The sequence below is a fragment of the Amycolatopsis sp. NPDC001319 genome, from assembly GCF_042896185.1.
Taxonomy (GTDB): domain Bacteria; phylum Actinomycetota; class Actinomycetes; order Mycobacteriales; family Pseudonocardiaceae; genus Amycolatopsis.
This window is the reverse complement of record NZ_JBIAWY010000012.1, coordinates 215,461-229,118: the sequence shown is the minus strand read 5'-3', so window position 1 is coordinate 229,118 and position 13,658 is coordinate 215,461. Positions and strand designations below refer to the sequence as shown.

Below are 13,658 nucleotides of genomic sequence, written 5' to 3'. Positions count from 1 at the left end.
CCGCGGCCGGTTCACCGTGACCCTCCGGAGACCTCCGCGCGAGCCGGGCTCACCGGGACCGTCCACACGAGACGGGTGCCGCCCGAGGGCGGGCTCTCCACGACAAACGTGCCACCGGAGTCGGTCGCGCGCTCCTCGAGGTTGCGCAAGCCGTTGTGCAGCCTCGAGGAGCGCGCTATCCCCGCCGGAAGACCCACTCCGGTGTCTGAGACCTCGATCACGAGGTGCTCGCCGAGCGTCACCGTGAGAGCCAGTTCGCCGGCGCGGGCGTGGCGCAGCACGTTGCTCACGGCTTCGCGAACCACGGCTTCGGCGTGTTCGGCGAGGATCGGCGGCACCCGGTCGAGCGGACCGGACAGCCGCACGGTGGTCCGGATCGCCGAGCCGCCCGTCGCTTCGGTGACGGCGTGCTGGAGGCTCGCGCGCAGGCCGCCGCGGCGTCCCGGGGCCGCGTGCAGCTCGAAGATCGCGCTGCGGATCTCCTCGATGACCTCCTGCAGCTGGTCGATGTGCCGGCCCAGCCGCGTCGCGACGGCCGGCGTTCCCGCGCGGCGCACCGTGTCCCGCATCTGGAGCCCGACCGCGAACAGCCGCTGCACCACGTGGTCGTGGAGGTCGCGCGCGATCCGGTCGCGGTCGACCACCACGTCGAGCTCGCGGCGGGCGGCCTGGTTCCCGGCGTCGCGCAGCGCGAGCGCGGCCTGGTCGGCGAACGCGGACACGATCTGCAGCTCCTGCTCGTCGAACCGGGCCGCGCCGGGAGCGCGCACGGCGAGCAGGACACCGGCGATCGACTCGCCCGAGCGCAGTAGCACCACGAGCGCGGGACCGAGGTCGACGCGCGGGCCGTCGGCGAGGTCCACTGCGAGCCCGGACACGCTGCGCGGCACGTGGTCGCGCAGCACCGCCCCGGACGTCGACCCGGCGACGGGGATCCGGCGGCCGGTGAGGACGTCCGAGTCCGGGCCCGCGCAGACGGTGACGACGAGCGCTTCCTCGCTCGCGGGCACTGCGATCAGCGCGTCGACGGAACCGGTGAGACCGGCGGTGCGGCTCGCGATCAGGCGCAGGACCTCGCTGATCTCGGTGCCGCCGAGGAGGGCGGCGGAGATTTCGCCGGTGGCTTCGAGCCAACGCTGACGGCTGCGGGCTTGCTCATAGAGGAGCGCGTTGTCCACGGCGATACCCGCCGCGGCGGCGAGTGCGGCGAGGGCCTGCTCGTCGTCGTCGGTGAACCCGGTGCCGCTGCGTTTTCCGGTGAGGTAAAGGCGCCCCAGCAGCGCGCCGCGCGCTCGCAGGGCCACGCGAAGGGATCTGCGGCCGGTCGGCGGGGTCCGCGCGCGGTCGAGGTGGTCGAACTCGGTGACGACGAAGCCGGTGGTGGCGCCGTCGGCGTCGAGCACCGCGAGCGCGCCGTAACGGGCGTCGACGAGATCCGCGGCGGTGGCGACGATCCGGCGCAGCGTGCCGTCCAGCTCCAGTCCGGAGGACAGGCCGACGACGGCCGCGAGCAGCGCGTCCAGCCGGTCGCGTTCCCCGGCCGGAGCGGTCGCGGGAACCCGGTCGACGTCCGGCATCCCGTCACTGTGGCACAGCGGATCGGGCCCGGGGTCACCCGTGAACGGCGACCTTGGACCCGGCACGCGGGACGTTCGGCACTAGGCCCGGCCCGGCGCGCGGAGGCAGCGTGGGGGACCGGGGTGCGGAGGTGACCATGAAGGCCGGAGTCATACCCGTCGGGCGGCTGAGCGCGCGCCAGGTCCGGTCCGTACTGCTCGCCGCGACGACCCCGCCGCCCCTGCACGACACGCGCCCGTGGCGGTTCCTGTGCACACCGGCGTCCATCGAGCTCTACGCGGGCCCGGCCGCGGGCGGCCGCCGCGGGCAGCTGCTCGACTGCGGCGCAGCCCTGATGAACCTCCGGCTCGCGGTGAAGGCCCAGGGCTGCCACCCCGACGTGCGCCTGCTGCCCGCCGCCACGCGGCCCGACCTCCTCGCCGTCGTACGCCCGCGCGGGCTCGAGCCGGTGACGCCGGTCGACCGCAGCCTCGTCCAGGCGATCCGGTTGCGGCGCGGCAACTGCAGCCCCTTCAGCGCGGCCCTGGTGCCGCCGGTGGTGCAGCGCGAGCTCCGCAAGGCGGCCGAGCTCGAACGCGCCTGGCTCGCCACGATCGGCGACGCGCAACTGCCGCGGCTGTGCGAAATCATGTTTCCCGACAGCACCGATGGCACAGACGGAACCGACTTCGCGGCGGCACCCGGACGGTTGCTGGTCGCCGTCGGCTCGCTGCACGACACCCCGCTCGCCCAGCTGCAGGCCGGCCAGGCGGTGCAACGCGTCCTGCTCACGGCGGCCGTGACCGGGTTGTCGGCCGCGCACTGGTCCGACACCCTCACGCCGGCCCGCCGCCGCGACCTGCGCCGCCTGCTCGGCGGCGGTATGTGGCCCCAGGCCCTGCTGCGCCTCGGCCACGGCGCGCCCGTCCCGTTGCGGCCCCACACCGACCTCGACGCCGTGGTCGCGAGCGACGAACGGCCGTTCTCCCGCGGCTGGCCGTGATCACCCCGATCGAGCGCCGAACGTGCCGTCACCACAAGGAGAACGCTCGTTCTCTGACCGTCGGCCGTACCTGCCCGGCTGCACAACACTTTTAACCCAACCGGGTGACCGCGTGCGTGGCGGTGCGATTCAGCGCGGACGGACCGCGGCCCCGATTTTCGCTGACACGCCAAGCCACCTCCGGTGTCATCGCGTCAGCCGATGGGGAACGCTCGTTCTCCCCGGCCGGCCGCGATCAACCGCCGGCGCGGCGTTCCTCGTCGTGGAGCGCGGTGACGAGAACAGCCGCCTGGGTGCGACGTTCCACGCCGAGTTTGGCGAGCAGGCGGGAAACGTAGTTCTTCACCGTTTTCTCCGCCAGGAACATCCGTTCGGCGATCTGCCGGTTGGTCAGCCCTTCGCCGATGAGGTCCAGGAGCACGCGTTCCTGGTCGGTCAGCGCGGCGAGCGGACCGGGGCCGCGGGTGCTTTCGCGCAGTTTCGCCATCAGGGCCGCGACCGCGCGCTCGTCGAGCAGGCTGTGGCCGGCCGCGACGCGCCGGATCGCGTCGACGAGCTGAAGTCCCTTGATGTCCTTGATGACGTAGCCGTCGGCGCCGGCCAGGACGGCGTCGACCATCGAGCGCTCGTCGGTGAAGGACGTGAGCATCAGGCAGCGCAGGCCGGGCAGCGAATCGCGCAGGTCTCGGCACAGCCGGACGCCGTCGCCGTCGGGGAGCCGGACGTCGAGCACCGCGACATCCGGGCGCACGGCGGGGATCCGGGCCAGCGCCTCGGCGATGGAGGCGGCCTGACCCGCCACCGTGAGGTCGTCCTCGTCCCCCACGAGCTCGGCCACGCCGCGGCGCACCAGCTCGTGGTCGTCGACGAGGAAGACGGTGATCATCCGCGCTCCGGCCACGGACCGAGGTTACGCCGCCCGGCCGGTTAGACTGGCCGGACACGTGGACCCCAGCCCCCGGCCACCGCGGGTTTCCGGAGAGGGGCGCGGGATGTCCGTGGAGAACCAGCCGAAGGTCGATGTACCGCAAGTCCTTGCGCTGCCCGGGGTTTCGCGGGTGCGCACGCTCGTGAGCGCCGGGCTCGTGACCGTCGAGGTCTCCGGTGCGCTCGGCCCCGCGGGAGACGCGGTGCTCGCCGCGCACCTCGCCGAAGCCGTGACGCTGCGAGCCGCCGCCGTGATGGTCGACCTGACGGCGTGCACCGCACTCAGCCCGGAGTCCGCGGCCGCGCTCGCCGGCGACCGGTTCCGCGTGCGCGCCGGAAACCCCGGTGTGGCCACCGTCCTCGACCGGGCGGGAGTCGCCCACGAAACCCCCGACGACTCCGTGGACTCTTCCCCGCCCGGCCCGGCGACCGTCATCCGGTCCGGCGCCGCACGCTGAACCCGCTCAGGCGCGCCGATGGCGCCCGACGTGAAAAACCCGCCACGGCAACGAACGCGGCCGGTTCCCTGCCGAATGGCTGTTGCGACCCGGCGCCGCGTCGGTGACGTCCGTGACCGGAACCAGCTTGCTGGACCCCGGATCCGGGGTTTCGGCGTCCACGATCGGCACGTGCGAAACCGCCGCCGTGTCGACGCATTCGCCCGCGACCACCCCGGTCCGCACCGTCACCCCGTCGTCTTCCCGCGCCAGGTACGCGAACTTCCGCCCCACCGCGAACGGCCCGGTTTCCGTCTCGATTCCGTTGGTCATCCGCCTCCACCCTTCACTGGCCCCCCGGCCTGCGAAGGCGGGTCCGGGGCCTCGTCGGCGAATCTACCCCATGATGTGCGGTTTCCGGGTTTTTCACCCGAACAGTCGCACCGTCCTCAGTGGATCACCAGGGTGGCCAAGGCGTTTCGCCGGCCAGGTTCGCGCCCCCGGAAGGCGGACGGGCGTCGAGGATGTCCGTGGCCCGCACCAGGCTGACCGGGGTGTCGGCGGCGGTTCCGCGCGGCCGCACCGGGACCCAGGTGGTGCTGGTGTGCTCGTCGCGCAGGCCGCGGCCGACGATCGTGCCCGTCTTCTCCTGCCACGAAGGTTCCGCGGAATCCCTTGCGGCACGGCGCACCCGGCACCGATACCGCACTTGCCAGCCCGGTGGATACCCGCCGCCGTGGCGCAGCGGCCAGTCGTGAAAAGTGTTCCCGGTCTTCACATCGCCGCCCTCGATGGACGGATCGCGCGGACTGTCGTCCCCCAACACCGCCGGTCACCCCGCTCCCGCGTGCAAGCCATCGCCGGTCGCCGGGGTCCTGGGCAAGAAGCTCACAGAGTAGGCGCGTGCAGGCCGGTGGTCGTTCGGCCACCCGGGTGGTTCCGGCAAGCGGCCGAGCACAGTCCGTGTCCGAATCGAAGATCCACAGTGGACCGGAACCGCTTCGGAGCCCCCCGAGGAAGCGTTTTCCCGCTGCCCGTCACCCCACCGGGCAAGCCCGGAACGGGATATGCTGAAGGGTCCCCGCCCCGGCCCCCGGCGGCGGCCCGCGCGGCCGAAAGAACGGAGGGCCCGATGACCGCCTCTGCCCACGCGCCTCTGTTGTCACGCGCCCCTGCCCCACGCCCCTGTGCTCCATACCTCTGTGCGCCATACTCCTGTGCCCCACGCGCCGGCGCCGTCATCCCGGGCGGGCGGCCGTGAAGCGCACGACGGTGCCGTCCGTCGCCGACCTGCACAGCGCCCACGAGCTCCCCGAGGACCAGCGCCGCCACGTGGTCCGCCTGGTCGCCTCGGCGGCCGAGGACGTCGACGACTGCGCGCTGCTGCTCGCGATCCTCGGCCTCGACGCCGCCGACGGCCTCGACGAGGACCACCACTGACGAATCCGTGTCAGGAAGCCGTTTCCAGGGCCAGCAACGCGAGTTTTGCTTCCTCGCCACCGCGGTACCGCCCGGAACTGCCGTCGGAACGCACCACCCGGTGGCACGGCACGACGAGCGGCACCGGATTGCGCGCGCATGCCGTCCCGACGGCGCGCACCGCCTTGGGACTGCCGGCCGCGGCTGCGACTTCGGCGTAGCTTCGCGTGCTGCCGTACGGGATCTCGCCGAGCCGCTGCAGCACCTCGCGGCGGAAACCCTTGGCCAGCCGCAGATCCACGGCGACGTCGAACGTCTCGCGCCGTCCGGTGAAGTACTCGTCGAGCTCACGCGACACTGTGTCCAGACGGGCCGGCGCGGCGAGCACCCGCGGGCTGATCGCCGCGGCCAGCTCGGCGAGCACGGAACCGTGGTCCTCCACGGAGAACGCGACCCGCACGAGCCCGGCACCGGTCGCGGCCAGCAGCAGCGGGCCGACCGGCGAGTCGACCGTGCGGTACGCGACGTCGAGCAGACCGTCGCGTTCGGCCGCGGCGAGCAGCCGGGCGCGCAGGCGGTCCTGCGCGGCTTCGTCGTCTGCCGGCAGCGCGGCGAACAGATCGGTGGTCATGGCGCTGCTCCTTCCAGCTCGCCTCGGCGCGACGCCGCGCGCAGGGCCTTCACCCCGTCGGCGGCCGCGCGGCGGGCGGCGGCCGCGGTGCCGCCCGTGATGGCGGCGACGTCCTCGTACGGGAACCCGCCGAGGTAGTGGTAGGCAACGGCCGCCCGCTGCTTGTCCGGCAACGCGGCCAGCGCGTCCCACAGATCACCGTCCCAGTCCTCCGGCCGGCCGGTGCGGCTCGGCTCGTCGGGGGTCCGCTCCACGGGCACGGCGTGCCGCGCGCGGGCGCGGGTGATGTCCACGGCCTTGCGATGCGCGATGGTGACCAGCCACGCCGCCACGTTCGCGTCGCCCGGCAGTTCGGGATAGGCCTTGAGCGCGGCCAGGAACGTCTCGGACCACGCGTCCTCGGCGTCGTGCGGGCCCACCACCGCCCGGCAGACCCGCAGCACCATGGGCCCGTGGGCGGTGACGACCTCGTCGAACGGGCGCGCGCTCAGAACAGCCTGCCGTCGTCTTCGGCGGGCGGCTCCTCCAGGCTCAGCAGGAACCGCTTGCGGTCCATGCCACCCGCGTACCCCGTCAGGCCGCCGCTCGCGCCGACCACGCGGTGGCACGGCACGACGATGCTGATCGGGTTCCAGCCGTTCGCGTTGCCGACCGCCTGCGCGGCGCCGGGGTCGCCCAGCTCGGCGGCGAGCTCGCCGTACGTGCGCTTCTCGCCGTACGGGATCTTCGTGAGCAAGTCCCACACCTTGCGCTCGAAGCCGGACCCGCGTGGCGCCAGCTCGAGATCGAACTCCCGGCGTTCGCCCGCGAAGTACTCCCCCAGCTGCCGGATCGCCTCGCCGAAGCCCTCGTCCGAGCGCGGCCCCAGGCTCGCCAGCCGCGGTTCGCGCTTGTGGCCCTCGAAGTAGAGCCCGACGAGCGCCGTGCCGTCCGCGACCAGCGTGAGGTCGCCGACCGGCGACGCCGTGACCGTGTGCCGAACGCTCATGTCCCCGTTCCCTTCTTCTCGCCTCTCCCCGGGTAGACGCGCGGGCGCGCCGAAACGTGAGATCCGCGAGGCGAGCGGTTTCCCCGCCGCGCCACGATAGTCCGGCGAAGTCCGGGACGACCGGCCGGACGAGCCGCTAACGTCGCCGTCGGTACGCCGTCGCAAGCCGTCGGTACGCCGTCGTAAGCCGTGGAACGCTGTCGTGGGAGGAACGCATGGACCCGAACCTGCTGTCGGCCGGGCAGCTCGCCGCGGCTCTGCGGGCCGGCGAGGTGACGGCCGTCGAGCTGGCCGAGTCCGCGATCGAGCGCATCGGGAAGTACGACGGAGCCGTCAACGCGATCTGCGTGCCCGATTTCGGCCGCGCACTCGACGCCGCCCGTGCGGCCGACGCGGCGCGCGCCCGCGGTGAGGACGGTCCGCTGCTCGGCGTGCCGATCACGGTCAAGGAGTCGTTCAACGCGGCCGGGCTGCCGACCACGTGGGGTCTCCCGCCGTTCGCGGGCTTCGTCCCGACGCAGGACGCGCTGCCCGTCGCCCGGCTCAAGGCGGCCGGCGCGGTGCTGCTGGGCAAGACCAACGTGCCGCTCGCCCTCGGCGATCTGCAGACCTACAACGACATCTACGGCACCACGGCCAACCCGTTCGACCTCGCCCGCACTCCCGGTGGTTCGTCCGGCGGCTCGGCGGCCGCGCTGGCCGCGGGGTTCGGCGCGCTGTCGATGGGTTCGGACATCGGCGGCTCGCTGCGCACGCCCGCGCACTTCTGCGGGGTCTACGCGCACAAACCGTCGTACCGGCTGCTGCCGTCGCGGGGTCACACACCGCCGCCGGCCCCCGCGCTGCCGACCGAGGTGGACCTGGCGGTGATCGGCCCGATGGCGCGCAGCGCGGCCGACCTGGGCGTGCTGCTCGACCTGCTCGCCGAGCCGGATCCGCTCACGCTCGGGGTCGCCTACGAGCTGCGCCTGCCGCCGGCCCGCCACGAGCGCCTGGCGGAGTTCCGCGTGCTCGTGCTCGAAGACCACCCGGACATGCCGACGTCGGCGAGCGTGCGTGCCGGCCTCGCCCGCGTGGCCGGCGCGCTCACGGCGGCCGGCGCCCGCGTCGACCACGGCAGCGCGCTGCTGCCCGACCTGACCGAGTCGGCGCGGCTGTACCTGCGGCTGCTGTTCGCCACCTTCGGCACGAACTTCCCCGCCGAGGTCTACGAGCGGTTCGGCCGGCTGCTGGCGGACCTCGCGCCGGACGACGACAGCCTCCACGCCGCCCGCGTGCGCGGCACCCGGCTGAGCTACCGCGACTGGTTCGCGGCCGACCTGGCCCGCGAACGGCAGCGGCACTCCTGGCGCGCGGTCTTCGCCGAGTACGACGTGGTGCTCTGCCCCGTCTCGCCGACCCCCGCGTTCCCCCACGACCACTCACCGCACCAGGAGCTGCGGCACGTCCTCGTCGACGGCGCCGAGCACCCCTACGGCGACCAGCTGGTGTGGGCCGGCCTCGCCACCCTGCCGGGCCTGCCGGCCACGGTCGTCCCCACCGGCCTCGACGACGCGGGCCTGCCGGTCGGGGTCCAGCTCGTGGGGCCGATGTTCGAGGACCGCACGCCCCTGCGCCTGGCCGAGCTGCTGGAGCGCGAGATGGGCGGGTTCACCGCACCGGACCTCGAACGCGGGTAGCCGCTAACCCGGCGGGGCCATCGACTCGAACTCGAGCGCGCCGAGCAACGCCAGCCGTGCGGCGGACTCCGTGCCGGGACGCGCCGTGCAGACGACGATGCGCAGGTCACCGTGGCGGCTGGCGAGCACGTCGCGGTCGAGGTCGAGGCGCCCGACGTCGGGGTGGACCACGGTCAGGCACGTCGGCTGGCGGGCGAGGCCGTCGACGCCCGGGGCGTCCCACCGGGTGCGGAACCCCTCGCTCGCGGAGCCGACCCGGCCGACCAGGGCCGACAGGTCGGGGTCACGCGGGTAGCGCGACTGCGCCAGGCGCAGGTCGGCGACCAGCGCGGTCTCGTAGTCCTCGCGTTCGGCCGCGGTCAGCACCGTGCGCGTGGGGCAGCCGGTGAAGTGGCGCCACACGGCGTTGCGCTCGTCGTCGCGCGCGGCGGGCTCGCCCAGCAGCGCGACCCAGGGCCGGTTCCACGCGATGAGCGTCCACATCGCGTCGTGCACGGCGATCGGGTGGTCGTCGAGGCGTTCCAGCAGCCGCCGCGTGCTTTCGGGGACCAGCCGTCCCACGCGGCCGCCGCCCAGCTCGTGGCCGGCGAGCCGGAACAGCCGTTCCTGCTCGGCGTCGGACAGGTGCAACGCCCGCGCGAGCGCGACGCACACCTGCACCCCGGGAGCCGGCGCGCGGCCCTGTTCCAGGCGAACGACGTGGTCGACCGAGAGCCCGGCCAGCACGGCCAGCTCCTCGCGCCGCAGCCCGCGCGCCCGTCTCGGCCCGTGCACCGGCAGGCCGGCCCGGCCGGGTACCAGCCGTTCCCGCCAGCCCCGCAGCGTCGACGCCAGCTCGTCCGGGCTGTTCACACCACCCATCCTCGCAAATCGCGGCCGGTGATCCTACCGCCGCTTTTCGCAAGCACAGGAAGGCGTTCGGCTCCGGACGGGTCCGCCACCCGCCCGGAGCCGCACGTCCGGCCGCAGGACACCCGCCCTGCGACCCCGGACTTCAGTGACGCAGGCCGGCCTGCTTCAGCAGCGGCATCACGTTGTCGCCGAAGTACTTCAGCTCCTCGTTGTAGTCGATGAGGCCGAAGATCATGCCTTCCATCCCGGCCTCGTTGAGCGCGCCGAGCTCCTCGGTGACCTGCTCCGGGGTTCCCACGATCGGGTAGCCGCCCCAGCCGGCGATGAAGCGCTCCTGCATCTCCTTCACCGCGTGGTCGAACGACTGGCTCGCGCCCGACCCGGCGATCTTGATGACGTTGCCCGCGGCACCCCAGTCGCCCTCGTCGACGACCTGCTGGAAGGCCCGCTTGGCCTCCTCCTCGGTGTCGCGGCAGACGACGAGCCCGTAGGTCATCACCTTGATGTCGCGCTGGTAGTCGTCGCGGGCCTTGGCCTTGACCTTCGCGGTGTAGGCCTTGATGTTCTCCAGCGTGTCGAGCGAGGCGAAGTTGATGTCGACGTTGCGCGCGGAGAACTCGATGCCCGCGGGCGAGTTGCCCGCGTTGAGCAGCGCCGGGCGCGGGGCCTGGTGCGGCTTCGGGTAGGCCTCGACGTCGTTGCCCTGGAAGTACTTCGAGGCGACGTCGAACGAGCCGGGCTCCGTCCACAGCCGGACGGCGTAGTCGATCCACTCCTGGCCGAACGCGTAGCGCTCGTCGTGCTGGCGCTGCTCGCCGCCGAACATCTCCATCTCCGGCGGCACCCAGCCCATCACCAGGTTGAGCGCGAACCGCCCGCCCGAGATGTGGTCGATCGTGGTGGCGGCCTTCGCCGCGACGATCGGGTGCACGGTCGGCAGGTGCGAGGTCGACGCGATGGCGATCCGCTCCGTCGCCTCGGCCAGGCCGGCGGCCCAGGCGTAGGTCTCGAAGCAGTTGCCGTTGAAGTTCGTCGAGCCGCCGAAGCCCTTCCAGCGCGCGACGGGCACCAGCACGTCGAAGCCGAGGCCGTCGGCGCGCTGGGCGATCTCGCGCGTGTGCTCCCAGGTGATCTTGTAGGTGCTCGGGGCGTGGCTCATGATCAGCCCGTAGGAGCAGTTGGTGCCGAACAGGCCCAGCTTCATCTTCTGGTCGCCGAACAGCGGGTTCGTCTCGGCCCGGTCCACCAGCGGCCGGGTCTCGTCGGCCGGGCGCGGGTCCGTCGGGGCGAGGCCGAGCCGTTCGTTGGCGGTCATCGTCATGGGGGGTCTCCTTCGCGGAATGGGGGTGGCTCAGCCGAGCTGGAACGGGTCGCGGGTGCCGCCGGTGAGCTCGACGAACACGGACTTGTTCTCCGTGTACTCGTTGATCGCGTCGACGCCGTTCTCCCGGCCGATGCCGCTGGCGCCGAAGCCGCCGAAGGGCATGTTCGGGGCGATCACGCGGTAGGCGTTGATCCACACGGTGCCGGCGCGCAGCTTCGCGGCGACGCGGTGGGCGCGGTGCACGTCCTTCGTCCAGACCGCACCGGCCAGGCCGTAGGGGGTGTCGTTGGCGAGCTTGAGCGCCTCGTCCTCGTCGTGGAACGGGTAGACGGCCAGCACCGGGCCGAACACCTCCTCGCGGACGATGGTGTTCTCCGGCGTGACGCCCGTGACGACGGTCGGCTTCACGAACAGGCCGCCGCGAGCGGCGTCGGGCTCACCACCGCAGGCGAACGTGGCGCCCTCGGCGGCCGCGCCCTGCAGGTAGCCGAGCACCTTCTCGTACTGCGGCCGGTTGGCGACCGGGCCCATCTCGGTGGCGGCGTCGGTCGGGTCGCCGAGCTTGATGGCGTTGGCCCGCGCGACGACCTTCTCGACCAGCGCGTCGTGGACGTCGGCGTGCACGATCAGGCGCGAGCCGGCCATGCAGGTCTGCCCGGTGGCCGCGAACACGCCCGCGACCAGGCCGTTGGCGGCCGCGTCGAGGTCGGCGTCGGGGAACACGACCTGCGGCGACTTCCCGCCGAGCTCCAGCGTCACTCGGTTGAAGTTCGCGACGGCGGCCTGCGCGACCTTGGCACCGGTCGCCGACGAGCCCGTGAACGCGACCTTGTCGATGCCCGGGTGCTTGGCCAGGGCCTCACCGGTGGCGCGGTCCCAGCCGGTGACCACGTTGAGCACGCCCGCGGGCAGCCCGGCCTCGTGCAGCACCTCGGCGAACGCGACGGTCGAGGCCGGCGCGTGCTCCGACGGCTTGACCACCATCGTGCAGCCCGCCGCGAGCGCGGGGGCGAGCTTGAACGTGAGCAGCAGCAGCGGCGAGTTCCACGGCGTGATGGCGCCGACGACACCGACCGGTTCGCGCCGGGTGTAGCCTAAGTAGTTCGGGTTCACCGGCGGGACCGTGCGGCCCTCGATCTTGTCGGCCAGGCCGGAGAAGTAGTAGTACCACTGCGGCAGGCTGTTGAGCTGGCCGAGCATCTCGCGCAGCAGCTTGCCCGAGTCGTTGACCTCCAGCCGGGCGAGACGCTCGGCGTTGGCGGCGATCGCGTCGCCGCAGCGGCGGATGATCGCGGCGCGCTGGAAGCCGGTCATCGCGCCCCACTCGCCTTCGAACGCCGCCCGGGCCGATGCGACGGCCTCGTCGACGTCCTCGGGACCGCCGTCCGCGAGCCGGGCCCACGGCCGGCCGGCGTAGGGGTCCTGCGACTCGAAGGTCCGGCCCGAGCGGGCGTCGACGGACTTGCCGTGGATGAAGAGCTTGAGTTCCTCCAGCGATGGCGCTGAGGTGGTCGTCATCGACCTCTCCTTCGTTGCAGGGGGCTGGCGCCTGGGGATGCCGGGAAACGCTAGGGATCGGCGGCGGCCCGCCGATATCCCCGGACGGCAGCCGCGGATCCCCTCAGCGCGAAGGAGCCCGTCCCACCCGGCGAGACGAGAAGCACACCCGGCCGGGCAGTGCTGCACTCAGCGGATAGCGCCACGCGCTTTCGGGCTAGTAGGGGGCCGCGGCGACCACCTAGTGTCGAGCTGGCCCGGAGCACCGGCCTCGCCGTTCGAGGCCGCCGGAGAAGAACCGACACTGAGCAGAGACGACACAAGGAGGTGTCGGATGGCTGCCCGTCCTGAGGCCGTCCCGGCCGAGGCGCCGCTGTCGCGCTACCGGGTGCTCGGCACCCGCTCGCTGGAGGAGGCCCGCGACGCGGTCACCAGGATCTACCTGGACCACGACCTGACCGTGCCCGGCAACGAGCTCGACATGACGCTGAACTCGACCGCCGACCGCATGTTCACCGTCGGCTACCTCAGCTACCAGTCGTGCGCGAAGCTCGTGATGCCGCCGACCGAGGACTGCTACCACGTCAACCTCACCATCGCCGGCCGCACGGACGCCGACCGCACCGACGGGCGCCGCGCCACCACGCGGGCGCGCACCAGCGGCGTCGTGCTGCTGCCCGACCAGGTCAACACCGTGCGCTGGTCGCCGGACGCGGCGCAGCTCATCCTCAAGATCGGCCGCCGGACGCTGGAGGCCCACCTCGGCGAGCACCTCAACCGCCCCGTCGACGAGGTGCTCGACTTCGACTTCGGCATCGACTTCACCACGCCCGCGGGCAGCACCCTGCTCTCGTCGGTGGAGTTCCTCGCCCGCGAGCTCGACCGCCCCGGCGGCCTCGCCGACATGCCGATCGCGCGGGAGCAGCTCGAAGCGTTCGTGATGACGCAGCTGCTGCACGCCGGGCGCCACCAGTTCGCCGACGACCTCGCCGCGCCCGACGATCCCGTGCGCCAGAGCCGGCTCGGCCCGGTGATCGAGTACATGGAGGCCCACGCCGACGAGCCGCTCACCCCGCAGGAGCTGGCGAAGGTCGGCTGCATGAGCGTGCGCACGCTGCACGCCACGTTCCAGCAGGTGCTGGGCGAGTCGCCGATGAACCACCTGCGCCGCATCCGGCTCGACCACGTGCGCGCCGAGCTGCTGCGCAGCGATCCGGCCCTCACGCGCGTCACGGACATCGCGCTGCGCTGGGGTTTCTTCCACCAGAGCCGCTTCGCGCAGCAGTACCGGGAACGCTTCGGTGAGCTGCCGCGCGAAACGCTGCGGGCGGTCTCGGCGTGAGC

At 73.0% G+C, this 13,658-nt stretch carries 15 protein-coding genes; 5 read left to right on the top strand and 10 right to left on the bottom strand.

Features of this window, described 5'->3' with window-relative positions; genetic code table 11:
* Positions 1 to 11: 11 nt before the first annotated feature.
* Complete coding sequence (locus ACFY1H_RS37990; protein WP_386954635.1) at positions 12 to 1,577, bottom strand: GAF domain-containing sensor histidine kinase; 1,566 nt, start codon at positions 1,575 to 1,577, stop codon at positions 12 to 14.
* Positions 1,578 to 1,714: 137 nt separating this feature from the next.
* On the opposite strand from ACFY1H_RS37990, the gene ACFY1H_RS37985 reads away from it, so the two are divergent.
* Entirely contained in the window at positions 1,715 to 2,560 is an 846-nt protein-coding gene (locus ACFY1H_RS37985; RefSeq protein WP_386954633.1) for a hypothetical protein, read from the top strand.
* 235 nt (positions 2,561 to 2,795) lie between these two features.
* Here ACFY1H_RS37985 and ACFY1H_RS37980 read toward each other — a convergent pair whose 3' ends face one another.
* Complete coding sequence (locus ACFY1H_RS37980; protein WP_386954703.1) at positions 2,796 to 3,446, bottom strand: response regulator; 651 nt, start codon at positions 3,444 to 3,446, stop codon at positions 2,796 to 2,798.
* A gap of 106 nt (positions 3,447 to 3,552) precedes the next feature.
* On the opposite strand from ACFY1H_RS37980, the gene ACFY1H_RS37975 reads away from it, so the two are divergent.
* Positions 3,553 to 3,945, top strand: a complete 393-nt coding sequence (locus ACFY1H_RS37975) for a hypothetical protein (RefSeq protein ID WP_386954630.1) — start codon at positions 3,553 to 3,555, stop codon at positions 3,943 to 3,945.
* A gap of 6 nt (positions 3,946 to 3,951) precedes the next feature.
* On the opposite strand, the gene ACFY1H_RS37970 is transcribed toward ACFY1H_RS37975, so the two are convergent.
* Both ACFY1H_RS37970 and ACFY1H_RS37965 read right to left on the bottom strand, forming a co-directional pair.
* Positions 3,952 to 4,257, bottom strand: a complete 306-nt coding sequence (locus ACFY1H_RS37970; RefSeq protein ID WP_366583648.1) for a hypothetical protein — start codon at positions 4,255 to 4,257, stop codon at positions 3,952 to 3,954.
* Positions 4,258 to 4,381: 124 nt separating this feature from the next.
* Positions 4,382 to 4,615 carry a hypothetical protein gene (locus tag ACFY1H_RS37965; protein WP_366583647.1) on the bottom strand — a complete coding sequence of 78 codons (234 nt, stop codon included), beginning with the start codon at positions 4,613 to 4,615 and terminating at the stop codon, positions 4,382 to 4,384.
* Between the two features lie 566 nt (positions 4,616 to 5,181).
* Here ACFY1H_RS37965 and ACFY1H_RS37960 point away from each other — a divergent pair.
* Positions 5,182 to 5,364, top strand: a complete 183-nt coding sequence (locus ACFY1H_RS37960; RefSeq protein ID WP_386954626.1) for a hypothetical protein — start codon at positions 5,182 to 5,184, stop codon at positions 5,362 to 5,364.
* A gap of 10 nt (positions 5,365 to 5,374) precedes the next feature.
* On the opposite strand, the gene ACFY1H_RS37955 is transcribed toward ACFY1H_RS37960, so the two are convergent.
* From ACFY1H_RS37955 to ACFY1H_RS37945, 3 genes are read right to left on the bottom strand one after another with little or no spacing between them, the layout of a single operon-like run.
* The gene (locus tag ACFY1H_RS37955) at positions 5,375 to 5,974 is read right to left on the bottom strand and encodes a methylated-DNA--[protein]-cysteine S-methyltransferase (protein WP_366583645.1); all 600 of its coding nucleotides are present in this window, start codon (positions 5,972 to 5,974) and stop codon (positions 5,375 to 5,377) included.
* Entirely contained in the window at positions 5,971 to 6,465 is a 495-nt protein-coding gene (locus ACFY1H_RS37950) for a sigma-70 family RNA polymerase sigma factor (RefSeq protein WP_366583688.1), read from the bottom strand. The genes ACFY1H_RS37955 and ACFY1H_RS37950 overlap by 4 nt, the downstream gene beginning before the upstream one ends.
* Positions 6,462 to 6,962, bottom strand: a complete 501-nt coding sequence (locus tag ACFY1H_RS37945) for a methylated-DNA--[protein]-cysteine S-methyltransferase (RefSeq protein ID WP_366583644.1) — start codon at positions 6,960 to 6,962, stop codon at positions 6,462 to 6,464. The genes ACFY1H_RS37950 and ACFY1H_RS37945 overlap by 4 nt, the downstream gene beginning before the upstream one ends.
* Positions 6,963 to 7,177: 215 nt before the next feature.
* On the opposite strand from ACFY1H_RS37945, the gene ACFY1H_RS37940 reads away from it, so the two are divergent.
* The gene (locus tag ACFY1H_RS37940; protein WP_386954623.1) at positions 7,178 to 8,641 is read left to right on the top strand and encodes an amidase; all 1,464 of its coding nucleotides are present in this window, start codon (positions 7,178 to 7,180) and stop codon (positions 8,639 to 8,641) included.
* Positions 8,642 to 8,644: 3 nt separating this feature from the next.
* On the opposite strand, the gene ACFY1H_RS37935 is transcribed toward ACFY1H_RS37940, so the two are convergent.
* From ACFY1H_RS37935 to ACFY1H_RS37925, 3 genes are all read right to left on the bottom strand, one after another.
* Positions 8,645 to 9,493 (bottom strand): helix-turn-helix domain-containing protein, encoded by an 849-nt coding sequence (locus tag ACFY1H_RS37935; RefSeq protein WP_386954620.1) that lies wholly within the window; start codon positions 9,491 to 9,493, stop codon positions 8,645 to 8,647.
* 142 nt (positions 9,494 to 9,635) lie between these two features.
* Positions 9,636 to 10,814 carry an LLM class flavin-dependent oxidoreductase gene (locus ACFY1H_RS37930; RefSeq protein WP_366583641.1) on the bottom strand — a complete coding sequence of 393 codons (1,179 nt, stop codon included), beginning with the start codon at positions 10,812 to 10,814 and terminating at the stop codon, positions 9,636 to 9,638.
* Positions 10,815 to 10,844: 30 nt separating this feature from the next.
* A complete protein-coding gene (locus ACFY1H_RS37925; protein WP_386954616.1) occupies positions 10,845 to 12,335 on the bottom strand; it encodes an aldehyde dehydrogenase in 1,491 nt (496 codons plus the stop codon).
* A 313-nt stretch (positions 12,336 to 12,648) separates the two neighbouring features.
* On the opposite strand from ACFY1H_RS37925, the gene ACFY1H_RS37920 reads away from it, so the two are divergent.
* Positions 12,649 to 13,656, top strand: coding sequence for an AraC family transcriptional regulator (locus tag ACFY1H_RS37920; protein WP_366583639.1), 1,008 nt, complete (start codon positions 12,649 to 12,651; stop codon positions 13,654 to 13,656).
* Positions 13,657 to 13,658: the final 2 nt, after the last annotated feature.